This is a genomic window from Micromonospora sp. NPDC050495, from assembly GCF_040655175.1.
Classification (GTDB): domain Bacteria; phylum Actinomycetota; class Actinomycetes; order Mycobacteriales; family Micromonosporaceae; genus Micromonospora.
In genome coordinates, this window is sequence record NZ_JBFAJK010000012.1 from 105,597 (window position 1) to 131,119 (window position 25,523).

21 protein-coding genes are annotated in these 25,523 nt (G+C 73.9%); 11 read left to right on the forward strand and 10 right to left on the reverse strand.

Features of this window, described 5'->3' with window-relative positions; all coding sequences use genetic code 11:
• Nucleotides 1-66: 66 nt before the first annotated feature.
• Nucleotides 67-396: a nucleoside triphosphate pyrophosphohydrolase family protein gene (locus AB0I11_RS15125; protein WP_357319470.1), complete on the reverse strand. Its 330-nt coding sequence runs from the start codon at nt 394-396 to the stop codon at nt 67-69.
• Between the two features lie 190 nt (nt 397-586).
• On the opposite strand from AB0I11_RS15125, the gene AB0I11_RS15130 reads away from it, so the two are divergent.
• Nucleotides 587-718, forward strand: a complete 132-nt coding sequence (locus AB0I11_RS15130; RefSeq protein ID WP_357319473.1) for a hypothetical protein — start codon at nt 587-589, stop codon at nt 716-718.
• 44 nt (nt 719-762) lie between these two features.
• On the opposite strand, the gene AB0I11_RS15135 is transcribed toward AB0I11_RS15130, so the two are convergent.
• Nucleotides 763-1,866 carry a winged helix DNA-binding domain-containing protein gene (locus AB0I11_RS15135; protein WP_357319476.1) on the reverse strand — a complete coding sequence of 368 codons (1,104 nt, stop codon included), beginning with the start codon at nt 1,864-1,866 and terminating at the stop codon, nt 763-765.
• Nucleotides 1,867-1,976: 110 nt separating this feature from the next.
• On the reverse strand, nt 1,977-2,705 hold the full coding sequence (locus tag AB0I11_RS15140) for a YsnF/AvaK domain-containing protein (RefSeq protein WP_357319479.1): 729 nt from the start codon (nt 2,703-2,705) through the stop codon (nt 1,977-1,979).
• A 194-nt stretch (nt 2,706-2,899) separates the two neighbouring features.
• Here AB0I11_RS15140 and AB0I11_RS15145 point away from each other — a divergent pair, with 194 nt between their 5' ends.
• Both AB0I11_RS15145 and wrbA read left to right on the forward strand, forming a co-directional pair.
• The gene (locus AB0I11_RS15145; RefSeq protein WP_357319481.1) at nt 2,900-3,292 is read left to right on the forward strand and encodes a hypothetical protein; all 393 of its coding nucleotides are present in this window, start codon (nt 2,900-2,902) and stop codon (nt 3,290-3,292) included.
• A gap of 291 nt (nt 3,293-3,583) precedes the next feature.
• Complete coding sequence (gene wrbA / locus AB0I11_RS15150) at nt 3,584-4,201, forward strand: NAD(P)H:quinone oxidoreductase (protein WP_357319485.1); 618 nt, start codon at nt 3,584-3,586, stop codon at nt 4,199-4,201.
• Nucleotides 4,202-4,269: 68 nt separating this feature from the next.
• Here the strand turns inward: wrbA and AB0I11_RS15155 are convergent, their stop codons facing one another.
• Nucleotides 4,270-6,216 carry a chorismate-binding protein gene (locus AB0I11_RS15155; RefSeq protein WP_357319488.1) on the reverse strand — a complete coding sequence of 649 codons (1,947 nt, stop codon included), beginning with the start codon at nt 6,214-6,216 and terminating at the stop codon, nt 4,270-4,272.
• 261 nt (nt 6,217-6,477) lie between these two features.
• Between AB0I11_RS15155 and AB0I11_RS15160 the strand changes: the two genes are divergently transcribed.
• The 3 genes from AB0I11_RS15160 (at nt 6,478) to AB0I11_RS15170 (ending at nt 11,028) form a co-directional block, all read left to right on the forward strand.
• Entirely contained in the window at nt 6,478-7,878 is a 1,401-nt protein-coding gene (locus tag AB0I11_RS15160) for an FGGY family carbohydrate kinase (RefSeq protein ID WP_357319491.1), read from the forward strand.
• 217 nt (nt 7,879-8,095) lie between these two features.
• On the forward strand, nt 8,096-10,609 hold the full coding sequence (locus tag AB0I11_RS15165) for a nitrate- and nitrite sensing domain-containing protein (RefSeq protein ID WP_357319494.1): 2,514 nt from the start codon (nt 8,096-8,098) through the stop codon (nt 10,607-10,609).
• Nucleotides 10,610-10,614: 5 nt separating this feature from the next.
• A complete protein-coding gene (locus tag AB0I11_RS15170) occupies nt 10,615-11,028 on the forward strand; it encodes a roadblock/LC7 domain-containing protein (protein WP_349881147.1) in 414 nt (137 codons plus the stop codon).
• 63 nt (nt 11,029-11,091) lie between these two features.
• On the opposite strand, the gene AB0I11_RS15175 is transcribed toward AB0I11_RS15170, so the two are convergent.
• Nucleotides 11,092-12,588: a GH1 family beta-glucosidase gene (locus tag AB0I11_RS15175; protein WP_357319496.1), complete on the reverse strand. Its 1,497-nt coding sequence runs from the start codon at nt 12,586-12,588 to the stop codon at nt 11,092-11,094.
• 852 nt (nt 12,589-13,440) lie between these two features.
• Between AB0I11_RS15175 and AB0I11_RS15180 the strand changes: the two genes are divergently transcribed.
• Nucleotides 13,441-16,338 carry a glycoside hydrolase family 48 protein gene (locus AB0I11_RS15180; RefSeq protein WP_357319618.1) on the forward strand — a complete coding sequence of 966 codons (2,898 nt, stop codon included), beginning with the start codon at nt 13,441-13,443 and terminating at the stop codon, nt 16,336-16,338.
• A gap of 286 nt (nt 16,339-16,624) precedes the next feature.
• On the opposite strand, the gene AB0I11_RS15185 is transcribed toward AB0I11_RS15180, so the two are convergent.
• Both AB0I11_RS15185 and AB0I11_RS15190 read right to left on the reverse strand, forming a co-directional pair.
• Nucleotides 16,625-17,308 (reverse strand): DUF3159 domain-containing protein, encoded by a 684-nt coding sequence (locus AB0I11_RS15185; protein WP_357319499.1) that lies wholly within the window; start codon nt 17,306-17,308, stop codon nt 16,625-16,627.
• Between the two features lie 206 nt (nt 17,309-17,514).
• Entirely contained in the window at nt 17,515-18,741 is a 1,227-nt protein-coding gene (locus AB0I11_RS15190; protein WP_357319502.1) for a low temperature requirement protein A, read from the reverse strand.
• Nucleotides 18,742-19,240: 499 nt separating this feature from the next.
• Between AB0I11_RS15190 and AB0I11_RS15195 the strand changes: the two genes are divergently transcribed.
• Nucleotides 19,241-20,128, forward strand: a complete 888-nt coding sequence (locus AB0I11_RS15195) for a phosphatase PAP2 family protein (RefSeq protein WP_357319505.1) — start codon at nt 19,241-19,243, stop codon at nt 20,126-20,128.
• A 6-nt stretch (nt 20,129-20,134) separates the two neighbouring features.
• Here the strand turns inward: AB0I11_RS15195 and AB0I11_RS15200 are convergent, their stop codons facing one another.
• Nucleotides 20,135-20,587, reverse strand: coding sequence for a YbhB/YbcL family Raf kinase inhibitor-like protein (locus tag AB0I11_RS15200; RefSeq protein WP_357319508.1), 453 nt, complete (start codon nt 20,585-20,587; stop codon nt 20,135-20,137).
• Nucleotides 20,588-20,691: 104 nt separating this feature from the next.
• Between AB0I11_RS15200 and AB0I11_RS15205 the strand changes: the two genes are divergently transcribed.
• The gene (locus AB0I11_RS15205; RefSeq protein ID WP_357319511.1) at nt 20,692-21,402 is read left to right on the forward strand and encodes a maleylpyruvate isomerase N-terminal domain-containing protein; all 711 of its coding nucleotides are present in this window, start codon (nt 20,692-20,694) and stop codon (nt 21,400-21,402) included.
• A gap of 49 nt (nt 21,403-21,451) precedes the next feature.
• On the opposite strand, the gene AB0I11_RS15210 is transcribed toward AB0I11_RS15205, so the two are convergent.
• Nucleotides 21,452-22,303 (reverse strand): DUF1028 domain-containing protein, encoded by an 852-nt coding sequence (locus AB0I11_RS15210; RefSeq protein ID WP_357319514.1) that lies wholly within the window; start codon nt 22,301-22,303, stop codon nt 21,452-21,454.
• A gap of 24 nt (nt 22,304-22,327) precedes the next feature.
• Entirely contained in the window at nt 22,328-23,539 is a 1,212-nt protein-coding gene (locus tag AB0I11_RS15215) for a low temperature requirement protein A (protein WP_357319517.1), read from the reverse strand.
• Between the two features lie 149 nt (nt 23,540-23,688).
• On the opposite strand from AB0I11_RS15215, the gene AB0I11_RS15220 reads away from it, so the two are divergent.
• A complete protein-coding gene (locus AB0I11_RS15220) occupies nt 23,689-24,669 on the forward strand; it encodes an LLM class F420-dependent oxidoreductase (RefSeq protein ID WP_357319520.1) in 981 nt (326 codons plus the stop codon).
• 1 nt (nt 24,670) lies between these two features.
• Nucleotides 24,671-25,471 carry an SDR family oxidoreductase gene (locus AB0I11_RS15225; protein ID WP_357319523.1) on the forward strand — a complete coding sequence of 267 codons (801 nt, stop codon included), beginning with the start codon at nt 24,671-24,673 and terminating at the stop codon, nt 25,469-25,471.
• Nucleotides 25,472-25,523 lie beyond the last annotated feature (52 nt).

The window sequence follows — 25,523 nt, forward strand, 5'->3', positions numbered from 1 at the left end:
GTCAACCCCCGGCCCACGGCTTCTGGCCCCGGTCCTCGGCCGCTTGCCCCCCGACCCTCGGGCCGGTCAACGGTTGTCGCCGCTGCCACCCAGCACGCCCCGGCTCTGGCGGCTGGCGACCTTGGCCAGGTTGGCCGCCGCGATGTCGTCCAGCGACAGGTCGAGATAGTCCGCGAGCACCGCCAGGTACCAGAGCACGTCACCGAGTTCCTTCGCGATGTCGGCCCGGTCGATCCGCGACTCGTCGCTGTCGTGGTCGCGGACCCACTTCTTGAACTTCTCGGCGATCTCGCCGGACTCGCCGACCAGCCCGAGCACCAGGTGGAGCAGCTCGTTCGGCCGGTCGCGTGAAGCGGCGGTACGCAGAGCGCCACGCTGATAGTCATTCAGATCCACGGCGGACCAGTATGTCGGACCCCTCTCACCCGACCGCCCGCCCCCGCCACGGCGGCAGGATGGGCGCACCCCCACACCCGGCCCGACCCCTGCTGGCGGTTACCGAATGTAATCGCACCTATCGCCCGACGGGAGGGCGGTCCGGTGCCTTTGCTCTGCAGCCATCGGCGCAGCATCCAACGGAGTGTGAGTGCTGCGTCCGTGGCTGCAGAGCAAAGGCGGCGACCAGGGCGGGTGCCGGTTCGGCGGCGCGGGCAGGAAACGCCAGGTCAATGGCGTGCGGGCGAAGATTGCGGCAAAGGCCTGCCCCGACCGCTGGTGACGCTCAGTGATGCATCGGCCGGGGCCGGGCCGGAACGGCAGTGATCACCAAGAGTGACGAAGCGGTAGGCCCAGGTAGTGGGCGTAGGCGGCCAGGGCGGACTCCACCCGGGCCCGCAGGGCCGCGTCGAACGGGGTCAACTGCTGGACGGTGACCGTGACGGCGCGCTTCCCGACCGTCCGCTTCCAGGTGCCCACCACCCGGCCGCCGCGTACCACGGTCGACTGGAAGATCCCGTTGTTGCCGGGGACCACGGCGTTGGCGTGCGCCGGGTCGAGCATCAGCGAGCGGTCCCGGAAACCGAGCAGGTATTCGTCGAAGCCGGGCAGCGTGTGCACGTCGTCGACCGGCTCGCGTGGGGCGTCCAGCAGCGCGGCGTCGACCGCCGCCGCCACACCGTCGACCTCGACCGGGGCCAGCGCGTCACCGGCCACCGCGAGGCCACGGCGGGCGTCGGTGACGGTCAGCCCGGTCCACCGGGCGAGGTCGTGCGCGGTGACCGGGCCGTGGCTGCGCACGTAGCGCCGCGCCAGGATGCCGAGCGCCTCGTCGCGCTCCGGCCGGCGCGGCTCGGGCACCCACTCGTCCAGCAGGGCGAACGTCTGCTCCTTGCCCACCTGGGGGGCGATGCAGGTGACGCCGCGCTGGCTCGCGTACCAGAGCAGGTGATAACCCCGCTGGCCTGCGGTGTCCAGGCCGGCGGCGCGGAGCGCGTCCAGGCACTCGGCACGGGTCAGCCGGCCCCCGCCGGCCAGGGCGGCGCCGAGCACGTCGGCGGCCCGATCGGCGTCGGCCGCGGTGAGGCCGAGCTGGGCCTGCCGGGTAGCGGCCGAGGCCAGCATCCGCACCCCGGTCACCGCGAGCATCCAGTGGGCGTCGCGGGACGGCACCAGATGGACGGTGCCGCGCATCGGCCAGGTCCGGAGCGCCTCGCGCCGCTCCAGCGCCGCGCGCACATCCGCCTGGGTGCGACCCGGCAGGCGTACGCCGAGCGACCACTCGCCGCTCGCCACGTCCTGGGCCTGCATGGCGCCGAACCACTCGACCACCTCGGCCACCCCGCTCGGACGCGCCGCCGGGTGCGGGCGAAGCAGCAGGCTGGTCATCCGCAGCGCCAGCGCCTCGGCGCCGGTGAGGCGTACGGTCACGGGCGGCCCTTCGTCGGCGGTGGACGGCCAGCATAGATCGCCGGTACGACGTGCCAACCGCCGACGACCGGGCGGGCGGCCATCGCCCACCCGCCCGCGACGCACGTCGGTCAGCGGTTCCGGCGGGCACGCTCCGGCACGTCGGCGTCCACCAGTTCCCGGCGGACCTGCGCGTTGACCGGCTGCTCCTCGACGATCTCGTCCTTGGTCAGCCGGACCCGCTCGACCGGGACCTGCTCCTTGCCGACCACCGGACGCTCGGCGCGCAGCTCCATCTCGCGCTGCTCCTCGCCGATCTCCGCGCGGGCGGCACTCCGGTCGGCCTCGCTGACCGGCTCGTGCACCACGGTCACCTCGTCGTGCTCGACCGGAACACTCGTCTGCACGTTCTCGGTCACCACCCGCTTGTTCAGGCGGGCCGTGCCGGCCGGCTCGCTCTCGGTGCCGACCCGCAGCCGCTCCTCGGACCGGGTCACCTCCGGCGCGCCGGGCATCCGCTGCGGCGGCCGCTCGGCCTGCTCCCCGAGCTGGTAGTGCTGGTACAGCTGGGTGAGCTGATCCACGCTGAGCGGCTGGTCGGTGCCGGTCTCGACGGCCGGGGCGCTGCGGACGGTCGCCTTGTCGTACGGCACCTGGAGCGGGCCGTCCGGCTGCATCCGGGCCGCCTGGAGCGGAGCCATCTGCTCACGGTGGCCCATCACCCCGGTCTTCACGCTGACCCAGGTCGCCTCCCCGGCGGCGTCGGCCCAAACCTGGGCCACACTGCCGATCTTGGCGCCCGAGCGGTCCTGGACATCCTGCCCGTACAGCGAACGCACCTGCTGCTCGGTCAGTCGCATGGTTCGTCCTTCCTCTCGTGGGTCACGGCGTGAGTCCCCGGCGGTGCGCCTGGCATTCCGCGAAACCGGGACGAATAGGAGGAGCAGTGGCGGCAGTGCCGGAAATGCCCGTCGACGCGACGCATGAAGGCCGCTGGAGCGGGGATGCGCCGCCGGAGATCGGTGCGAGGAACGCGAGGAACGCGAGGTGTGTGATGACAGCGTCCAGTGAACCGGCGCCGGGTGCCGGCCGAAGTGCCGCCGCCCGGCCAGCGGCCGGACCCACCCAGGCGAAGACCAGCGCCGCGGCGACGTTCGCGCTCGTGTTCGGGGTGGCGGCCCTGCTCAGCGTGCTCACCGCGATCCTGGCCTCGGTCGGGCTGCTGCTCGGGATCATCGGCGTCATCCTGGGCATCGTCGGGCTGCGGATGAGCCGGCGCCCGGGCGTCACCGGGCGGGGCGTGGCGATCGGCGGCCTGGTGCTCAGCGTGCTGGCGGTGCTGCTCGGGCTCGCCCTCGCCGCCGGCATCAGCACGTTCATCAACAACCAGCAGGCGGTGGACCGGCTGGAGAAGCGGGTGAGCGACCTGCGGGACAAGCTCGACTGAGCGTCGCTGGGGGAGTGAGCCCCTGATCGCGCTACGCCAGCCGCGTTGCCGGCGGAGCGCGATCCCCCGTTCAGGTGCCCCGGTGCAGGGGCGGCGGCTGTGCCGGCACCGGTGCGAACAGGATCCCCGGTGCCAGCGACCCAGGCGGCGCTTCCCTCCGGAACTTGCGCAAATCTTGAGCCCCGACAAGTGATTGACAGCGGTGCGCGGCCGGCCTCCGTACCGGCCCGTTTGGTCGGGTCCGCAACGGGTAGCCGTCGGCGCTGACCGACACCGAGGAGGACACGTCTGATGGATGGCCAGGTCAAGGCCGCGGTGATCTACTACAGCGCGACCGGAATCACGTATCAGATGGCGCAGGCGGCGGTCGAGGCCGCCGGTGAGGCCGGGGCCGAGGTGCGCCTGCGCAAGGTCCGCGAGCTGGCGCCCGACGAGGCGATCCGCTCCAACTCGGGATGGCAGGCGCACCGCCTGGAGACGCAGGACGTGATGGAGGCCCAGCCGGACGACCTGTCCTGGGCCGACGTGGTGATCATGGGATCGCCCACCCGTTACGGGATGGTCGCGGCGCAGCTCAAGCAGTTCATCGACACCACCGGCCCGCTCTGGGCCCAGGGCGCGCTGGCCAACAAGGTCTACAGCGGCTTCACCTCGACGGCGACCTCACACGGCGGCCAGGAAGCCACCCTGCTCTCGCTGTTCACGATCTTCTACCACTGGGGCGGCATCGTGGTGACCCCCGGCTACACCGACCCCAGCCAGTTCGTCGCCGGCAACCCGTACGGCGCCTCGCACACCAGCAACAACGGGGAGATCGCCCCGGACCACCTGGCCCTCGGCGCCACCGCGCTCACGGCCAAGCGGGCGGTGCAGATGGGCGCCGCGCTGAAGCGGGGCCTGGCCGGCTGAGCGTGACGGGCGACCGGTGGCCGGGCGAGGGCTCTCGAACCCGCCCGAACCACCGGTCACCGCATGCCCTACCCGCGATCGTCCGATCCATGCCCGGTGAGCGCCGGTCGGGCGAGAAGATGGCCGAGCAGCTCCGCCAGCACCGCCATCCCGTCCCGGCTGAGCACCGACTCCGGGTGGAACTGCACGCCCGCGAAACCGGACCCGCGCAGCGCGTGCACCGACCCGTCCACCGGGTCGCGGGACAGCTCCACCGGCCCGTACGGGCCGGCCAGCCGGTCCACCCCGGCGCGGGCCGTGAAGCTGGAGTAGAAGCCGACCCGGCGGGGCGTGCCGAAGAGCGTCACCTCCCGCTGCAACCCCTGGTAGGGCGCGTCCCGGCGGTCCAGCGGCAAGCCGAGCAGGCCGGCGAGCAGCTGGTGGCCCAGGCAGACCGCGAGGGTCGGTCGGGCCGCCGCCAGTAAGTCGGCCAGCAGCCGGCGCAGCGTCGCCATCTTCGGGTCGGCCAGGTCGTTCGGGTCACCCGGGCCGGGGCCGACCACCACGAGGTCGTACCCGTCGACCGGGCCGGGACGGTGCCAGTCGCGGCGGCTCACGGCCAGCCCGAGCGCGCCGAGCTGGTGGGCGAGCATCCCGGTGAAGGTGTCCTCGCCGTCCACGATCAGCGCCCGCCGGCCGGCCAACCCCGGCAGCGCGGTCGCGCCCGGGGTGCGCTGGTCCAGCCAGAACCGGGCCAGCGGCGCGTTGCGGGCGGCCAGCGCGGCGCGTACCTGCGGGTCCTCGGTCAGCGGCGGGGCCGGCGCCCGGCGCGGCGCGGCCGGGTCGGTGCCCCGGTCGCCCGCCGGGACCTGCGGGCCGAGCCCGAACGCGGCCAGCACGCCCGCCGCCTTCGCGTGCGTCTCGGCCACCTCGCCGGCGGCGGTGGAGTGCCGGACCAGGGTGGCCCCGACCGGTACCCGCAGCTCACCGCCGGGGGAGAGCTCGGCGGTGCGGATCAGGATCGGCGCGTCCAGGGTCTGCCGGCCCTCGGCGTCCCGGCCGAGCAGGGCGAGCACCCCGGCGTAGTAGCGGCGGCCGGTCCGCTCGTGCCGGGCGATCACCCGGCAGGCGTTCTCCATCGGGCTGCCGGTCACGGTCGGGGCGAACATGGTTTCCCGCAGCACCTCCCGCACGTCGCGGGAGCCGCGGCCGGCGAGCAGGTACTCGGTGTGCGCCAGGTGGGCCATCTCCTTCAGGTACGGCCCGACCACCTGGCCGCCGTGCTCGGCGACCGTCGCCATCATCTTCAGCTCCTCGTCGAGCACCATGTACAGCTCCTCGACCTCCTTGTCGTCGTGGAGGAAGTCGAGCAGGGCCGCCCGGTCCGCTTCCGCGCCGGTGTGCCGGAAGGTGCCGCTGATCGGGTTCATCATCACCAGGCCGTCGTCCACGCTGACGTGCCGTTCCGGGCTCGCCCCGACCAGCGTCCGGGTGCCCGTGTGCACCACGAAGGTCCAGTACGCCCCGCGCTCGCCGAGCAGCAGCCGGCGCAGCGCGGCCAGGGCCGCCACCAGCGGCTCGCCGACCACGGTGGCCCGCAGCGTGCGGTGGATGACGAAGTTGGCGCCCGCGCCCCCGCCGATCTCCTCGGCCAGCACCCGGCCGACGACCTCGGCGTACTCGGCGTCGGAGATGTCGAACGCGGCGTCGCGGGTCACCACCGGCAGGTCCGGCAGCGCAGCCACCACTTCGCCGAGCGGGATCCGCCGGTGCTGGGTGACCGTCAGGTACTCCATCGGCGTGCCGTCGTCGACGCAGGCGAAACCGCGCTCGGCGACCTGCCGGAACGGGACCAGGGCCAGCGTGCGCGGCCCCGGTCCGCCCTCGGGCAGGGGCAACTCGGCGAGCTGGTCGGCGGTGCGTACCGGGCCGGTGAACAGGTCGACGTGATCCGCGCCTTCGCGGCGGACGAGGGCGAACGGGCCGGGGTCGCGGCCGGCGGCGACGGCGGCGAGCGGGTCGTGCGGGCGGGTCATCGGGTCTCCTCGGTGGGCCGGAGGCCGCCGGTGGGGGCGACCCGGTGCACCGGGATGGACCGGCGGCCGCCTCGTCGGGCGGCCGCGTGGGGAAGCTACGCGCGGGGGTGGGCCGCCGGGTCGGCGGGCCACCAGCAGGACAGGTGCGCGGGCATGACGATCACTGTACGCGAGCCGACCGTGCCGGGGAACCCGTTCGACGCGTCCGGGGCGCGCGGATCTTGGCTTCGCCGCCCGTCCCGGCGGGTAGGTTGACCGTCGATGGACATTCTCGCGGTGGATCTGGGCACCTCATCGGTACGGGGACTCGTGCTCGACGCGGGCTGCGCCCCGCGTCCCGGCGCGCTCGCCCGCCGCAAGGTGCACCTGAGCACCGGCGAGGACGGCACCGGCACCCTGGACGGGCCCGGCTACCTGGCCAGCCTCTTCGAGTGCCTGGACGAGTTGGCCGCCGGCGGGCACCTGCACGACGTCGGGCTGGTCGCGCTCTCCGCGCAGTGGCACTCGGTGCTGCCGCTGGGCGTCGACGGCGCCCCGCTCGGCCCGGTGCTGACCTGGTTGGACACCCGCCCCACGCCGGCCAGCGGGCCCGGGCCGGCCGATGCCGAGGCGTTCCACCAGCGCACCGGCACCTGGTGGCACCGCTGCTACTGGACGGTCCGGCTGCCCTGGCTGCGACAGCAGTGCGGATCCCGGGTGGACCGGTTCGTGGGGCTGGTCGAGTACATCCTCGGCGCGCTGCTCGACGAGGCGCCGATGTCCATGTCGATGGCCTCCGGCACCGGGCTGCTGGACCTGCGCCAGCTCGTCTGGGACGACGAGGCGACCGAGCTGGCCGGCGTACGCCCGGCGGAGCTGCCGGCGGTGGCGCCGCAGGGCTGGCACGGCCGGCTCCGCCGCGAGCATGCCCGCCGCTGGCCGGCGCTGGCCCAGGCCAACTGGTCCGCCCCGGTCGGCGACGGGGCCGCCTCCAACGTCGGCTCCGGCTGCGTCGACCCGTCCCGGGCGGCGGTCACGGTGGGCACCTCCGCCGCGGTACGTCTGCTCCAGGCGGTACCGGCCGGGGCCGAGCTGCCGCCGCTCGCCGCCGAGCTGTGGCGCTACCGGGTCGACGACGAGTACGTGGTGACCGGGGCGGCGTACTCCAGCGGGGGCAACCTGTACGCCTGGGCGCGGCGGGAGCTGCAGCTGCCCGAGGGCGCCGAGCTGGAGGTGGCGCTGGCCGGGGCGGCCCGGCGCCCGCACGTCCGGGTCAATCCGCGGTTCGGCGGCGACCGGCCGCCCGGCGTCGCGCCCGCCGGCTCGGGGAAGCTGGCCGGGCTCACCTTCGGCAGCACCGCCGTGGACATCCTCGCCGGGATGATGACCGGGCTGTGCGGGATCATCGCCGACGACCTGGCCGTGCTGGAGACGGGCGTCGCGGGCCCGACCGAGGTGGTGCTGGGTGGCGGCGCCATGGCCGGCTCCGCCTGGTGGCGCGCCGCGTTCGTCCAGGCGCTGGCCCCGCGCAGCGTGTGCTACCAGCGCAACCCGGAGGTCGGTGCGATCGGCGCGGCGCTGGTGGCCACGGGCCGCATCGCCACCGCGGCGGGCATCGACGGGATCGGCCGGACGGACGAGCCCGATCCACCGAACACCGTAGGCGGGGCCCGGCCGGGCTGACTTTCCTGGTCGCGGCGGTCGGGCAGCCGTTGACACCGTCCGGTGGCCTGGTTGGATGGAGCCCGCTCCCCGTCGCGTGGGAGTCGTGGGGACCGAGGAGGCAGGTGTGGGGGGAGGCGCCGAGCCGGCTCGTGGTCCGGCCGCGTCGCGCCGGAGTCCGGCCGAGGACCGGCCGGCGGCGACCCGGCGATCCGTCTTCCGGTTGCGGGACTGGCGGATGGGCACCAAGCTCGCCACCGTGCTGGTCATCCCGTCCGTCGCCTTCCTGGTGCTGGCCGGCGTGCAGACCAGCGCGCTGGTCGGGCGGACCACGGCGCTGAGCACGTTCGCCCAGCAGGTCGGCATCGGCCGGCAGATCACCACCGCGGTGGACCGGCTCCAGCAGGAGCGGGACCGGGCCGCCGGCGAGCTGGCGGCGCTGCGCGACGCGATCGCCGCCGGCGAGCGGTTCGCGGCGGTCGCCACGCTGAAGCCGTTGCAGGCGGCGTCCGACCAGGCGATGTCCGAGCTGCGCGAGGCCGCCGAGCCGCTCGCCGGGGCCAGCGCCTCCTGGCGGGTCGCGTACTCGGAGGTGTTGGAGGCGTACGACCAGGTCGTCTACATCCGGGCGGCGATCCCGCCGGCCGTGCTCAGCAGCGACACCATCCTCAGCAACTACCACCGGGCGGTGTCCGCGCTGCTGAACCTGCTGGCCGAGCCGTCGCCCGGCGACGACCAGCGGGCGCTCACCGACGCGGTGCTGCGCTACGTGCAGCTCTCCCGGGTCAAGGAGCTCTCCTCCCGGATCCGGGCCGAGCTCTACGCGGCCGCCCGCGGCGGCCGGTACGAGGCCGACGACCAGGTGACCCTGAGCGACCTGCGCGCCCAGCAGCTCACCGCGCTGGGCGCGTTCCGGGTCGCGGCCACCACCGAGCAGGTCCGCCGCTACGACCAGACGTCGGTGGATCCGGCGTTCGTGGCGGCCACCAAGCTGGAGGAGAAGAGCCTGCCCACCGGCACCGCCGCGCCGGCGGTGCTGCCCGCGCCGCAGTGGTGGGCGGCCAGCGAGCAGCGCCAGGAGCTGCTGCGCCAGCTCGAGGGGGAGGTCCTCGGCGACGCGGTCCGCCAGGCCGACGACGCCAGCGCCGGCCAGCTGCGCGACACCCTGCTGGTGGTGGGCGGCATCGTGGCGGTGCTGCTGGTCGCCGTGCTGATCTCCCTGCTGGTGGGCCGCTCCATCGCCCGCTCGATGCGGCTGCTGCGCAGCCAGGCGCTGCGCATCGCGCAGGTCGAGCTGCCGCACACCCTGCACCGGCTGCGGGTGGTGGACCGCCCGGTGGGCGCGATCGAGGTGGCGCCGGCGGTGGTCACCTCCCGCGACGAGCTGGGCGAGCTGGCCGAGGCGTTCGTGGCGGTGCACCGCAGCGCCGTCGACGTGGCGGTGGAGCAGGCGATGATGCGGCGCAACGTCAACGCCATGTTCGTCAACCTGGCCCGGCGCAGCCAGGTGCTGGTGGAGCGGCAGCTCGAACTCCTCGACGACCTGGAGCGCGAGGAGAGCGACCCGGAGCAGCTGGAGAACCTGTTCAAGCTCGACCACCTGGCCGCCCGGATGCGGCGCAACGACGAGAGCCTGCTGGTGCTCGCCGGCAGCGAGTCCAGCCGCCGGTGGAACCGCCCGGTCGGGCTGGGGGCGGTGCTGCTCGCCGCGAGCGCCGAGATCGAGCAGTACCAGCGGGTGCGCCACGAGGCGCCGGCCGACCTGCACGTGCGCGGGCACGCCGTCGGCGACCTGGTGCACCTCTTCGCCGAGCTGCTGGAGAACGCCACCGCCTTCTCCCGCCCGGACACGATGGTCCGGGTGGTCACCCGCGCCGAGGGCGCGGGCGCGCTGGTGGAGATCACCGACCAGGGGCTCGGGATGAGCCCGTCGGCGCTGGCGGAGGCGAACGCGGTGCTGGCCGAGCCGCCGGCGGCGGACGTGGCCGCCTCCGAACGGATGGGCCTGTTCGTGGTCAGCCACCTCGGCGCCCGGCACCGCCTCGAGGTGCGGCTGCGCTCCGGCGGGGAGGGTCTGGTGGCGGCGGTCCGGATCCCCGCCGAGCTGCTGGCCCCGGCGCCGCTCGACGGCTCGGACCAGCCGGCCGCGCAGCGCATGCTGACCAGCCAGGTGGCCGCGGCGTCCGCGGCCGGCCCGTTGCGGGCCGCGACCACCGAGCTGCCGGTGGCCGGTCGCAGTCCCGCGCGCCCGCCGGCCGGTCGCAGTCCCGCGCGCCCGCCGGCCGGGCTGCCGGCCGCCGGCCCGGCGTGGCCCCCGACCGGCGCGCGGCCGGCGCACCCGCTGCCGCTGGGGGCGCCCGCCGGGGCGGCGCCGGCCGTCCCCCGCCAGGCGCGCCCGATGCCGGTACGGGCCGAGGACGTGCTCAGCCCGGTGGCCGGGGCGGCGCGCGGCGGTGGTTGGTTCTCCCGCCAGGGACCGTCGAGCTCGGTGCTCGGTGTGACGCCGCAGCCGGCCGCGACGCCCATCACCGGTGGGACCAACGAGCGGGGCCTGCCGGTCCGGGTGCCGATGGCCCAGCTCGCCGCGGTCACCGAGAGCGGGGCGGCGAAGCAGCCGGCGGCGCGCCACGACCCGGACCCGGACGCGGTCGGCGGCATGCTCTCCCGCTACTACAGCGGGGTTCGGCGGGCCGAGGCCGAGGAGACCACCGTGATGTACCTGCCGCGCGACGAAGGGGGACGACAACAGTGACGACGTTGAGCCAGGAGGCACGTGACCTGAGCTGGCTGGTGACCGCGTTCGCCGAGCGGGTCCCCGGGGTGGCCCACGCCGTGGTGGTCTCCTCCGACGGCCTGCTGGTGGCGATCTCCGCGCACCTGCCGCGCGACCACGCGGACAAGCTCGCGGCGGTGACCTCGGGGCTGATGAGCATCACCGCCGGTGCGGCCCAGATGTTCGACGGGGACGTCGTCAAGCAGACGGTGGTCGAGATGGGCCGCGGTTACTTCCTGGTCATGCAGATCCGGGACGGGTCGATCCTGGCCACCCTGGCCGCCGCGGATGCCGACATCGGCGTGGTCGGCTACGAGATGGCCCGGCTGGCGAAGCAGGCCGGTGAGATGCTCACCCCGGCGCTGCGGGCGGAACTCCAGCAGGCGCTGCCCCGCTGAGCGGGGCGCGCCCGGCCGGCGCGGTAGCGCCCCGGCCGGGCCGCCCGCCGGTGAGGCCCGGCCCTACAGGCCGTTCTTGCGGATCACGTCGCGGTACCAGTGGGCGCTGCGCTTGAGCACCCGCCGCTGGCTCGGGTAGTCGACGTAGACCAGGCCCCAGCGCTGCTCGTAGCCCTCGGCCCACTCGAAGTTGTCCAGCAGCGACCAGACGTGGTAGCTCTCCAGCGGCACGCCGTCGCGGATCGCCCGGTGGGCGGCGGCGAAGTGGTCGCGGAGGAAGTCGATCCGCCCCTGGTCGTTCACGGTGCCGTCGGCGGCCAGGGTGTCCGGGCAGGGCAGGCCGTTCTCGGTGATGGTGATCGGGATCCGGCCGTAGTCGCGGGTGACCCGGGTCAGGATGTCGTACATCCCGTCGGGGTAGATCTGCTGCCATTCGGCCTCGGAGGTCGGCCACTTGCTCACCGTGTCGCGCTGGGCGGTCACGTAGAGGGGCGTGTAGTACTGCACCGCGAGCAGGTCGACCGGGCTGGAAATGATCTTCAGGTCGCCGTCCCGGATGCCCTTGGCCATCCGGCTGTCCGGGCCCAGGTCGGCCAGCACGTCCTGCGGGTACGCGCCCTTGAGGATCGAGTCGAGGTAGAGGCGGTTCTCGTAGCCGTCGTACAGCCGGGTGGCGGCGGCCGCCTCGGCGGTGTCGTCGGCCGGGTAGCAGGGGTGCAGGTTCAACGCCGGGCCGATGCGTACCTTCGTCCCGCCGGCGCGCAGCGCCTGGACGGCGAGACCGTGGGCGAGTTGGAGGTGGTGGGCGACCAGGTACGCCGCGTCCGGGTCCTGCCGGCCGGGCGCGTGGTGGCCCCAGATGTAGCCGTTCTGCACCACGGTCTTCGGCTCGTTGATGGTCAGCCACACCGGCACCCGGTCGCCCAGGGCGTGGAACACGGCCTCGGCGTAGTCGCCGAACCGGTCGGCGGTGTCCCGGTTCTCCCAGCCGCCGTCGTCCTGCAACGCCTGGGGCAGGTCCCAGTGGAACAGGGTGGCCATCGGCGCGATGCCCCGCTCGTGCAGCCCGTCCACCAGGCGCCGGTAGAAGTCGAGGCCGCGCTGGTTGGGCTTGCCGGTGCCGTCGGCCTGGATGCGCGGCCAGGAGATGGAGAAGCGGTAGCTGCGCAGGCCCAGGTCGCGCATGAGGTCGAGGTCGGCGGCGTACCGGTGGTAGTGGTCGGCGGCCACGTCGCCGGTGTCGCCGTTGCGGGTGCGGCCCGGGGTGTGGCTGAAGGTGTCCCAGACCGATTCGCCCCGGCCGTCCTCCTTGGCCGCGCCCTCGATCTGGTAGGCGGAGGTGGCCGCGCCCCAGCCGAAGCCGGTCGGGAAGCGCACGGCCCCCCGGCCGGCGTCCGCGCTGTCCGTGCCGGTCTCCGGGGTGTCATCGCAGCCGGCGGTGGCGGCGGTGGCGGCGATCCCGGCCGCGGCGGCGCCGGTGAGCCCGGCGCGGGCGGCACCGGCGGCGGTCGCGGAGAGCGCGGCGCGGCGGAGCAGGCGCCGTCGGGTGAGTAGCGACATGTAGTTCTCCTCGCGATGAACTGGCCGTCCGACGGGCCGGGAGCGCTCCCAGCATAGGCCAGGGGTGGCCGGCCGCGTCCCGTGGGCGGGCCGGCGCAGCAGCGAGGCCCGGCCGGTCGGGCGGCCGGGGATGGGGTGGGCGGGTTGTCGCTCGGGGGCGGGCGAGCGGCGAAGGTGGGGGCAGATAGCGAAGGAGGCCGGCCGGGTGGCGCGTCACGCCTGTCCCGTCGGCCTCTTTTCCCGTCGACAACGGGGGTTTAGTGTGGGGACGGGGGAGGGCAACCCCCGTCCCCACCTGTAATGCACACACGCACGGGTGGAATTGGCGTCCTTCGTGCGTGTCGCGCGGGAGCCGGGCCACGCGAGTGGCTCTGGTTCCACCTCCCTCCATGTCGGTGGGCGATGGCTGACGGCGGCGTCCGGGCTGGCCCGCCGTCAGCCCTTTGGTCTTGGCGCGCCGGGCACGTGTGTCCCCGGCGATCTGGTACCTGCATCTCCGTCGATGGAAGCGCTCCCATCGGCGATGCTTGCGACTGTAACGCCCGTCACGGCTTTGTGAAAGCCCCTAAACGAGATCGAAACATCGACCTGGGTGTCTGCGCTGGCCGTTGTGGTGGGAGCGCTTCCATGGCACACTCTCCAATCAACCGCGACGCGGAGCCAGCTCGCGCGAGCGAGGGCTGCCGAGGGCACCCGGTGCAACCGGTGCGGCGCCCCGATCCCCGGCACGGCCGGGTCGACCACCTTTCCGGGCGCCTCCGTCCCCCCGCGTACGCCCGTCGACGCGTGGAGGCGCTCCGCCGGGGCTCCGGTCCCGGCCTGGTCCGAGGAGACACCGCGCACATGAGACTCATGGCCAGACGTCGCCGAACGGCGATGGTCGCCGCCCTCACCCTCGCCATCGGCGGGGTGACCCTGCCGGCCGGCGCCGCGCAGGCCGCACCCGCCTGCGACGTGACCTACGCGACGAACGACTGGGGCACGGGCTTCACCGCCAACGTGACCATCAAGAACCTGGGCGACCCGGTCAGCGCCTGGACCCTCAAATTCGCCTTCCCGAACAGCAGCCAGCGGGTCACCCAGGGCTGGTCGGCGAAGTGGAGCCAGTCCGGCAGCGAGGTGACCGCCACCAACGAGTCGTGGAACGGCAGCCTCGGCACGGGCGCCTCCACCACCATCGGCTTCAACGGCGCCTACTCCGGTAGCAACCCGAAGCCGGCCTCGTTCACGCTCAACGGGGTGACCTGCAACGGCACCTCGGCCAACCAGCCGCCGACGGTCTCGCTCGGCCTGCCGGCCGGCCCCTTCGAGGCCCCCGCCGACGTGCCGCTGACGGCCACCGCCAGCGACCCGGACGGCACCATCAGCAAGGTCGAGTTCTACCGCAACGGCCTGCTCGTCAACACCGACACCAGCGCCCCCTACGCCTACACGCTGGAGGACCTGCCGGCCGGCAGCTACACCGTGCAGGCCAAGGCGTACGACAACGCCAACGGCATCGGGGTCGCCGAGAAGTCGTTCACCGTCAACCCGGCCTCCGGACCGGTGCTGGTGGCCAGCCCGTCGGCGGTCAGCGTCAGCGAGGGCGGCACCTCGTCGGTGAAGTTCACCCTCAGCGCCGCGCCGACCAGCAACGTCCCGGTGTCCCTCGCCGTCGCCGGGGACAGCGACATCACCGTGTCGCCGAGCACGCTGACCCTGACGTCGAGCAACTGGAGCAGCGGGGTCAGCGCCACCGTGGCCGCCGCGGAGGACGCCGACACCGTCGGCGGCACCGCCACGCTCACCGCCTCGGCCACCGGCTACGCGCCGGTCACGGTCACCGTCACCGAGGTCGACAACGACGTGCCGGGCGGGGACAACGCCTACATCAAGAAGTTCCTCGACCAGTACGGCAAGATCAAGAACTCGGGCTACTTCAGCCCCGAGGGCGTGCCGTACCACTCGGTCGAGACGCTCATCGTGGAGGCGCCCGACTACGGCCACGAGACCACCTCGGAGGCGTTCAGCTTCTGGATCTGGTTGGAGGCGCAGTACGGCCGGGTCACCCAGAACTGGGCCCCGTTCAACAACGCCTGGACGGTGATGGAGAAGTACATCATCCCGTCGCACGCCGACCAGCCCACCGCCGGCGCCCCGGGCACCCCGCAGTACGCGGCCGAGCACAACCTGCCCAGCCAGTACCCGTCGGCCCTGGAGCCGAACGTGTCGGTCGGCCAGGACCCGCTCCGCTCCGAGCTGCAGTCCACCTACGGCACCGGTGACATCTACGGCATGCACTGGCTGCTCGACGTGGACAACACCTACGGCTACGGCCACTGCGGCGACGGCACCACCCGGCCGGCGTACATCAACACCTTCCAGCGGGGCACCCAGGAGTCGGTGTGGGAGACCGTGCCGCAGCCGTCCTGCGACACGTTCAAGCACGGCGGCCAGTACGGCTACCTCGACCTGTTCGTCAAGGAGTCCAGCGCCCCGGCCAAGCAGTGGAAGTACACCGACGCCCCGGACGCCGACGCCCGCGCCGTGCAGGCCGCGTACTGGGCGCTGACCTGGGCCAAGGCGCAGGGCAAGCAGGCCGACGTCGCGGCCACCGTGGCCAAGGCCGCCAAGATGGGCGACTACCTGCGGTACGCGATGTTCGACAAGTACTTCAAGAAGATCGGCAACTGCGTGGGCGCGTCCACCTGCCCGGCCGGCAGCGGTCGCGACTCGGCGCACTACCTGCTCTCCTGGTACTACGCCTGGGGTGGCGCGTACGACACCTCGCAGAACTGGTCGTGGCGGATCGGCTCCAGCCACAGCCACTTCGGCTACCAGAACCCGTTCGCGGCCTGGGCGCTGACCAACGTGGCCGAGCTCAAGCCGAAGTCGCCGACCGCCACGTCGGACTGGCAGAAGAGCCTCGACCGGCAGCTGGAGTTCTACACCTGGCTCCAGTCGGCCGAGGGCGGCATCGCCGGCGGCGCCACCAACAGCTGGGACGGCAGCTACGCCCAGCCGCCGTCGGGCACCGCCACCTTCTACGGCATGTTCTACGACGTCGACCCGGTCTACAACGACCCGCCGTCCAACCAGTGGTTCGGCATGCAGGCCTGGTCGATGCAGCGGATCGCCGAGCTGTACCTGGAGACCGGCAACGCCAAGGCCAAGGCGCTGCTGGACAAGTGGGTGCCGTGGGCCATCGCCAACACCACCACCGGCACCAACTGGTCGATCCCGTCGGACATGAAGTGGACCGGCCAGCCCAACAACTGGGACCCGGCCAACCCGCAGGCGAACACCAACCTGCACGTCGAGGTGACGGTGAAGGGCCAGGACGTCGGCGTGGCCGCCGCCTACGCCCGGACGCTCATCGCGTACGCCGCGAAGTCCGGCAACGCGGCGGCGAAGACCACCGCCAAGGGTCTGCTGGACGCACTCTCCGCCGCCGCCGACGCCAAGGGCGTCTCGATGCCGGAGTCGCGTGGCGACTACCGCCGCTTCGACGACGTCTACAACGCCACCGACGGCCAGGGTCTCTACATCCCCTCCGGCTGGTCCGGGAAGATGCCGAACGGCGACGCCATCGCCCCGGGCAAGAGCTTCCTGGACATCCGGTCGTTCTACAAGAACGACCCGGACTGGCCGAAGGTGCAGGCGTACCTCAACGGGGGCGCGGAGCCGGTCTTCAACTACCACCGGTTCTGGGCCCAGGCGGACGTCGCGATGGCGTACGCCGACTACGGCACCTACTTCCCGAACGGGTGAGGTGACGCTTCCGCCACGGGCGGGCGGCTTGCGCCCGTGGCGGAGGCCGGCCGGGCACAGGGGGAACGGAGCGCCCGGTCGGCCGACGGCCTGATTCCCACGGTCAGGCCGGGTGGGCCGGTACGTCCGGATGACGCAGCGGACGGACCGGCCCACCCTCGCGTCCGTAGACGAACTTGCCGCGAAAAAAGGTGGGGAAATTCCGGCCGGCACGGGATCACACAGCGGCCGGGAACGGAGTAACGTACGTCATCGGAGAGGCCGCTCCCCCCGTGGCGGCCTCTCTTTACTTTTCCGGCCCAGTGTCCGCAGCGGACGGTGCCACCGGGTGCCGCAACCCCGGGTGGCCGGCCGGCAGCGAACGGCGGATCACCACCCAGCTCACCGCCAGCGCGGCGGCCACCAGCGGCCAGGTCAACGCCACCCGGGCGACCACCAGCGCGAGCACCTGGCCACCCAGCCACAGCGGCACGAAGACCGCCACCCGCAGCAGGTAGGTGCCCGCCCACACCCAACTGCCCCGGGCGTACGCGCGCAGCAGCGCCGGGTCGCGCCGCCACCGGGCCCGCTGTCCCAGCGCCGCGCCGACCACCACGCCGAGCAGCGGCCAGCGCACCACGATGCTGACCGCCCAGGCGAGCGCGCTGGCCGCGTTGGAGACCAGTTGCACCAGGAAGAAGTCGGCAGCCCGGCCGGTGCGCAGCGCGACCAGCGCGGCCACGCAGACGGCGAGCAGACCGATCAGCACCGCCCGCGGCCGGTCCCCGCGGCGCAACCGCCAGCCGGCCAGCGCCGCCGCGGCCAGCACCGCCGCGACGACCCCGCCCCACAGCCCGGCGACCAGCCACCCGACGGCGAACGCCACCGGGGGCAGGGTCGCGTCGACCGTGCCGCGCCGGCCCCCCAGCAGGTCCGCCAGGGACTCCGCACCTTCCGGCGAGGGGCGCTCGCGCTCCGGCGTACTGGTCACCGCCACCCCCTTCACCGGTCCCGCCCAACCTACTAGTCGGCGGTCGGGGTGACCGTCGCCCCGCACACCGCCCGCTGGCCGCGCTGGCGGCGCAGGTAGGACAGCTTCATCCGGTGGTCGACGGCGCGGTCGGAGCCGTCGTTGCCGACGTCGGGGATGGAGCTGGTGATGGTGTGGTTCTTCAGCTCGTGCAGGTCGGTGGGTGGTCAGCTGGATTCGGGTGGCGGGGATGGTGCCTCCAGGGGGTGACCAGCGGCGTGTCGGCCGTCCGCGATGGCGACCCCGAACAGTACGGCGGTGGCGGCGGTGGCGGCGACCAGTGGTGGGCTGAAGGTCAGCGGAAGCGCGAGCAGGAGCAGGACGATGATGCCGACGAGGCGGCTTGAGGAGATCCGGTTGTAGACGACCTGTTCCAGCCGGAGACGGCCGATCAGGAAGAGTGCCGGCCCGCCGAGGATCACCGCGAGCCAGGGTGCCTGCGTGTGCCCCCCGGGATATTTCTGCACGATTTGGGAGCCGGCAGCCATGGCGACGATGCCGAGCACGAGGAGCACGTGAGCCGTACCGCCCACTCGGACGACGGCCGCCGAGTCCGCCGACATCGAGATGGCATCGGCGAAAACCTTCCCAGCGCGGTAGAAGTAGATGCGCCACAGCAGCACGGTCGACAGGAACGCCACCACGAGGCCCGCCGTCGTGGCGGCGGTGACTGGTCGCACCGCGTAGACGAGTCCCGCCGACAGCACTGTCTCTCCGACCGCGAGGAACAACAGTTGCTGGTACCGGTCGGGCAGGTTGCTGCTGCTCGGCACCGCCCACGCGCGGCCGGCCGACCCCCGCATGCCGGGCGCCCGCCAGCTCAGTCGAGCCCCGAGCAGATCGACAGCGATGGCGACCGACCACAGGGCGACCCGGTACTCCCCGCGTAGTAGGACTCCGCCGATCCAGAAGACGGCTGAGAACGCGGACCACACGGCCCTGCGGGCGTAGGACAGCCGTACCGCCTTATTCACCTGCAACGGCGACAGGAGCAGCAACGGCCGCCCGACCTGCAACAACACGTACGGTACCGCGAAGCCTGCGCCACGTCCGCCGAACATGTCCGGCACTGCCGTCGACATGTAGTGCAGACCGAACGCGCTGACCAGAATCATCAGCTGGATCGAGCGGTGCCGGGGATCGAACCGGCTGGTGATCTCTGCGGTGGTCGTCCACAGCCAAAGCATCGGCAGAGCCAGCACGAGCCCGTGCAGCAGCGCCAGCCAGCGCAGCGTCGCACTCTGGCTGGAGAAGTCCACCACGATCCGGTGGGTTACCGCGATCAGGGCGAATACCAGCACGAGATCGAAGAACAACTCCAAGAAGTTGGCCTGCCGCGAGTCCTCCTCGCCTCGCAGGATGCTCTCCAGCCTCCGCTCCGACCTCTGCTCCACCCGCCCATGGTCGTCGGATATTTCCCTTCTCAGAGCTGCTTTGGCCGTTTCCAGAGCCGCCAGGAGGCCGAAGCAACGACGTGGGCAACCTGAAGGGCTGTCCTGTTGGGCTGACCCCGGCTGATCGACGCCACCGTGCCAGCCCGGGGCTTCGCCGCGACGGGCCTGCTCGGCGCACTGATCGCGCTGGCGGTCCTGCCGACCCGGTCGGGTCGCCCGCGCTCCGAAGCCGCGACCGACCCCGCCGCGGCCCGCGCCGCCGCGTTCGGCTCGATTCCGCCCCCGCTCGATCGTCGAGCTGGAGCCGACGTACCGTCGCTCGCGGACACGCCTGAGCGAGCAGGCGGCGCCGGCCGGCGCAAGCGCGCGGACCGGTAGCGCGGATCCGGTCACACAGAACGATTTTCGCGCTCAGGAGGCGGCCCAGCAGCATGAGATCAGGAGCGGTGGGCCGGCGACGGCGGCCCGACGAGCGGCGGACGCGACCGGCCGTTACGGTGTGCGGGTGCGCGAGACGGCGAGGGGTTGGACGGCGGTCTGGCTGGTCGTGCTGGCACTGGTCCAGGCGGCCGCGTTGCTGCTGGTGTGGCGCTTCGCCGTGCACACCCGCACCGGCCAGTGGCTGGACACGGTGGCGTTGACCGGCAACCGGATCGGCCAGGACCGCATCGACGGTCCGGTGGCCAGCCTCCTCAACGCCATGTCGGTGGTGTTGCTGCTGGTGGTGACCGCGGTGATCGGTTTCATCGCGCTGATCCGGGGCCGCAAGACGCTCGCGGTCACCGCCACGCTGCTGATCGCCGGGGCGAACGTGAGCACCCAACTGCTCAAGCACTACCTGGTCCGCCCCGACTTCGGCATCGACCCGGAGCGCGCCGCGGCCGGCAACAGCCTGCCCAGCGGGCACACGGCGGTCGCCGCCTCGGTGGCGATCGCGCTCATCCTGGTGCTGCCGCCGAAGGTGCGGGTGCTCGGCGCGTTCCTCGGCGCCGGGTACGCGGCCGCCGCCGGCGTGGCCACCCTCTCCGCCGGCTGGCACCGACCCAGCGACGCGGTCGCCGCCTTCCTCCTGGTCGGCGGCTGGGCGGCGGTGGGCGGCCTGGTGCTGCTGTTCTTCCAGCGGGACCGGGCCGAGATCTCCCCGGCCGACGCGCACCGGCTGGCCGCCGCGCTGCTCGGCCTGGTCGGCGTGCTCGCGCTGGCCGCCTGCGGGCTCGCCCTCGCCTGGCTCAACGCCCGCTCCGGCACCCCCGCCGACGAACTCAGCCGCCGTCCGCTCTTCATCGGGTACGCGGGCAGCGCGGCCGGCATCGCCGGCACGATGGCGGTGGTGGCCGCGCTGGTCCTCGCGGTGGTGCACCGGCTGGTACCCCGCTACCAGGGCTGACGCCGCTCAGCGGTAGTAGGTGCCCACCGTGGTGCCGCTGGCGATCTCCCGGCCCTTGAGCGCCTGGTGCACGTCGGTCGCCCGCGGGGTGCCGGGCAGCTCCAGCGGCCGGTGCAGCGCGTAGAGGCGGAAGAAGTAGCGGTGCGGGTCCTCGCCCTGCGGCGGCAGCGGCCCGCTCCAGCCGGTCTCCCCGAAGCTGTTGGGCCACTCCTGGCCGCCGGGCGGCACCCCGCCCTCGGGCACCTCGCCGGACTCCGGGGCGATCCCGGTGACCAGCCAGTGCAGGAACGGCTCCTTGCCGGCGTCCGGATCCTCGACGAGCAGGACCAGTTCCTCCGTGGTGTCCGGCACGTCCGCCCACTGCAACGGCGGTGAGACGTTCCCGCCGTCCTTGGCGAACCGCCCGGGCAGCAGGTCGTGGTCGGTGAACGCGGTGCTGCGCAGCATGATGCCGGCCATTCGGCGCCCCCTCTCCTCGTCGCCCGGCGCGTACCCGGCCGCCCGGCGACGAAACGGCGATGGCAGGCTGGGCGACCGGGTACGGACCGGACGGGGAGGATCGGATGGACACGGTGCGCGCGGCGTTCCGGGACGAGTGCGGGCGGCTGGCGGAGGTGCTGCACGGCCTGGCCGAGGAGGACCTCGACCGGCCCACGCCCTGCCCGCCGTGGACGGTGCGGGACCTGCTCGCGCACGTGCGTACCGGCGCCGGCCGGCTGGTGGACATGCTCGCCGCCCCGGCGCCCGAGCGGGCGGAGGTGGACGCCGCGGGCTACTTCGGGGCGGCCAAGTTCACCCCGGAGGTCGACCGGGACCGGATCGACGGCGCCCGGCGGGAGGCGAGCGCGCTGCCCGGCGTACCGGAGGTGGCGGCGGGCTTCGCGCGGACCTGGCGGGCCACCGACGCGGCTGTCGCCGCGCAGCCGCCGGGGCGGCTGGTGCGTACCCGGCACGGCGACGCGATGACCCTCACCGAGTTCCTGCGTACCCGGGTGGTGGAGGTCGCGGTGCACGGCCTGGACCTGGCCGAAGCGCTGGGCCGGCCGCCGTGGCTGACCCCCACCGCCGCGGCGGTCGTGGCGGACCTGCTCACCGGCGGCGCCCCGACGCCGCGCGACGGCGCAACGACCCGGCCCGGCCCGGCGATCCCCGACGGGCTCGGCTGGGACGCGCTCACCCTGGTCCGCAAGGCGACCGGTCGGTCGCCGCTCACCGACCGGGAGCGGGCGCTGGTGGACCGGTCAGGGGTCCGCTGGCTCTCCTTCGGCGGCTGACCGCCGCCGGTCCGGCAAAACTGCCCTCAGCGCGGCCGGCCGCCGCCGGTCAGGCGGCGCTGGCCTGCGCGGCGACACGGCGCAGGTGGTCCAGGACGACCGGGTCGATCCGGCCGGGCAGGATCCGCTCCTCCAGGTTCTCCACGCCGGCCCAGGAGGCGAGCGCGTCGTCCAGCCCGGGTGCGCCGACCGGGTGCCCGGCGGCGGCCAGCAGCGTGGCCACCTCCTCGGCGACCGGGCCGGTGAGCGCGAGCAGGGTGGCCGGGTCCTGCTCGCCGAAGAGCATCTGGTGGATGTCGAGCAGCCGGCCCAGCTCGGCGACCGGGTCCCGGTGGTCGTCGACCCGCAGGTCGACCACCTCGTCGCCGGTGCCGCCGTAGCCGCCGCCGCGCCGCACCACCAGCAGGGCGGCGCTCTGCCGGCCGCGCCGGTCGCCGCCGGCCCGGTCGCCGGCGGCCAGCGCGGCCAGCAGCCGCTGCGGGAAGGGCAGTTCGGTGCCGGCCAGCCAGGCGTCCCGGAGCGCGTCGACGACCTCCGGCCCGGCCAGGATGTTGCCCTGCGCCGCCCAGCCGTCGCCGGACTGGCCGCCGGCCCACGGGTGGCAGCGCGGCCCGGTCCAGGTGGCCCCGTCGCCGGTCGTGCCGACCACGCCGAGCTGCCGGTCGTCGCGGCCCGGGTCGGCGGCGACCAGGCCGGCCACCACGTCGGCCGCCGCGACACCGGTGCGCAGCAGAGCCAGCCCCTGCGCCCGGTACGCCAGGTTGGCGTGGGCCTGGGAGGCCACCGCGCCCACCTCCGCCGCCGCGGCCGGGACCAGCGCCCCGGCGGCGAGGAACTTGCTGGCCACGGCGACGCCGTGCACGAGTCCGTCGGCCGTGCGGGCGACGATCGAGAAGGTCACCCGCGGATGGTATCGCCGCCGGGGTCAGAACGGTGGGGCGGCGGGTTCGGGTGGGCGGCCCCGGGCACGGCGGGCGTCGGCCACCGCCACCGCGAGCAGCACCAGGGGAGCGGCCACCGCCGCGACCAGCGGTGGGTCGGGTCGCAGCACCGGCGCGAGCACCACCAGGACGAGGATCGCGATCCACCGGGAGCGGGACACCCGGCCGAACACCTCGTACTCGAAGCGGGCCCGGCCGGCCAGGAACAGCGCCGGACCGCCGAGGATCATGGTGAGCCAGCCGGCCTGGTTGTGCCCGGTGGGATGCTCGTTCACTAGTTCGTAGCCGATCGCGGTGGACGCCACCCCGAGCACCATCACCAGGTGGGTGTCGGCGGCCGACCGGCCGATGGTGGCCGGGTGCGCCGCCCGGGTGACCGCCTCGCCGAGGATCTGCCCGGCCCGCTGCACGTAGATCCGCCACAGCAGCACGGAGGTGAGCAGCGCCGCGGCGAACGCGGCGGTCCGGGTCGCGCTGGCCGCGTCCCGGCTGTACGACACCCCGGCGATGAGGATCGTCTCGCCGAGCGCGACGAGGAAGAACTGCTGGTAGCGCTCGGCCAGGTGCTCGCCGTGGATGTCCCAGCGCGAGACGGTCGACCGGCCCAGCCCGGGCACCGGCCAGCCGAACCGCCCCGCGACGTACTCCAGCAGCAGCGCCGCTGTCCAGAGCGTCACCCGGGCCGGGGTGGGCAGCAGCGCGCCGGCCAGCCAGAGCACCCCGGTCGCGCAGTAGGTGATCAGCATGCGCAGCATGAGCCGGCGGTGCCGCAGCTGGCGCAGCGTCAGCAGCAGGATGCCCGGCCGGCTCACCTGCACCAGCACGTACGCGGCGGCGAAGGCGAACCCGGTGGAGCTGAAGGCGCGGGGGATGGCGACGCCCATCACCATGCTGCCCACCAGGGCCGCGATGACGATGACCTGCAACCAGGTGTGGTACGGGTCGTACCGGCTGGTGGTCCACGCGGTGCCCTGCCAGACCGACCAGAGCGCGAGGAAGAGCAGCAGCGTCTTGCCGCCGCCGGTCAGCGCCGTCCAGCCGGTCTTGCCCCCTTCCAGCGCGAGGTCCTCGAACGCGCGGGCGGAGATCCGGGTCAGCGCGAAGACGAACACCAGGTCGAAGAAGAGTTCCAGGAAGGTGGCCCGGTTCGGGCCCTGCTCGGGTCCGGCCAGGGCGGTCGGCTCCGGAATCCTCACCGCCGCCGCCCGACCCGGGTGCACTCCATCTGGCAGTCGTAGCACTCTTTCCGGGCTTATCGGCGCGTATCCTCCGGATCGACTCGATCCGGATCTTGCTCGGGTCGGCGGCGACCGGGCACGATCGACCGGTGACGAATCGATGGGGCATGACCGTACCGCTGAGCGGCATCCCGCTCGCCGACCACGCCGCCGTCTACGCGGCCCTGGACCGGGCCGGCTTCACCGACGTGTGGTCCTCGGAGGTCGCCGGCACCGACGCGTTCACCCCGCTGGCGCTCGCTGCGGCCTGGCAGCCCCGGCTGCGCCTCGGCACCGCCATCACCCCGGTCTTCACCCGGGGCCCGGGGCTGCTCGCGATGAGCGCGGCCGCCCTCGCCGAGGCCGCGCCGGGGCGTTTCGCGCTGGGCATCGGCGCCTCCTCGCCCGTGCTGGTCCGTGACTGGAACGCGGTCCGCTTCGACGAGCCGTTCAAGCGGACCCGCGACGTGCTGCGCTTCCTGCGCGCCGCGCTGCGCGGCGAGACCGTCGACGAGGTGTACGACACCTTCACCGTCCGCCGGTTCACCCTGGAACGCCCGCCGGCCGTGCCCCCGCCGGTGCTGGTGGCCGCGCTGCGCCCCGGCATGCTGCGGCTCGCCGCCGCCGAGGCCGACGGGGTGATCCTCAACTGGCTCGCCGCCGAGGACGTGCCGACCGCCCTCGCCGAGCTGGGCGAGCGCCGGCCCGGGTTCGAGGTCGCCGCGCGGATCTTCGTCTGCCCGACCGAGGACGCCGAGCACGCCCGGGCGCTGGGCCGCCGGCTGATCACCGGTTACCTGACCGTGCCGGCGTACGCGGCCTTCCACCGCTGGCTCGGCCGCACCCAGCTTGACCCGATGTGGGAGAAGTGGGCGGCCGGGGACCGGCGGGGCGCCGCCGCGGCCGTACCGGACGAGGTGGTCGACGCGCTGGTGCTGCACGGCGCGCCCGAGGACTGCGCCGCGCAGGTCCGCCGGTACGCCGAGCACGGAGTGGACGTGCCGGTGCTGGCGGTGCTGCCCACTCCGGAGCTGGCGGCCGGCGGGGCGGCGGCGCTGTCGGCGCTGCTGCCCCGGCTCGGGCCGCCCACCGGCGCGCAGGGGAGCTGAGGTGAACCTCACCGACCGGGTCGTGGTGATCACCGGTGGGGCCGGCGGCATCGGCTCGGCGCTGGGCCGCCGGTTCGCGGCCGAGGGCGCCGCCGCCGTGGTCCTCGCCGACCTGGACGCCGACGCGGCGCGCCGGGCGGCCGAGCGGATCGGCCCGGTCGCGCAGGGCGTCGCGCTGGACGTCACCGACGCGGCGCAGGTGCGGGCCCTGGTCGACGAGATCGAGCGGCGGCACGGGCGGATCGACCTGTTCTGCGCCAACGCCGGCGTGGCCACCGGCGGGGGAGTGGACGCCCCCGACGCGGACTGGGAACGGGCCTGGCAGGTCAACGTGCTGGCCCACGTGCACACGGCCCGGGCCGTGCTGCCGGCGATGCTCCGGCGCGGCCAGGGCTACCTGCTCTTCACCTGCTCGGCGGCGGGCGTGCTGACCGCCGTGGGCGACGCCCCGTACACCGCGACCAAGCACGCGGCGGTCGGCTTCGCCGAATGGCTCGCCGTCACCTACCGGGACGCCGGCATCATGGTCAGCGCGCTCTGCCCGCAGGGCGTGGACACCCCGATGCTCGCCGACGGCCTCGCCGCCGGGCACCTGGGCGCCCGGGTGATCGCCGCCTCCGGCACGGTGCTCACCCCCGATCAGGTGGCCGAGGCCACCGTCGCCGGGCTCGCCGAGGAACGCTTCCTCATCCTGCCCCACCCGGAGGTCGCCGGGTACGCGCGCCGCCGGGCCGAGGACCCCGACGGCTGGCAGGCCGGCCTGCGCAAGCTGGTCCGCAAGCTGCGCGCCGCCGGTCAGTAGGAGTCGCCGCCCCCGCTGTGGAAGCCGCCCTCGCCGCCCGGGCGCCGGCGTC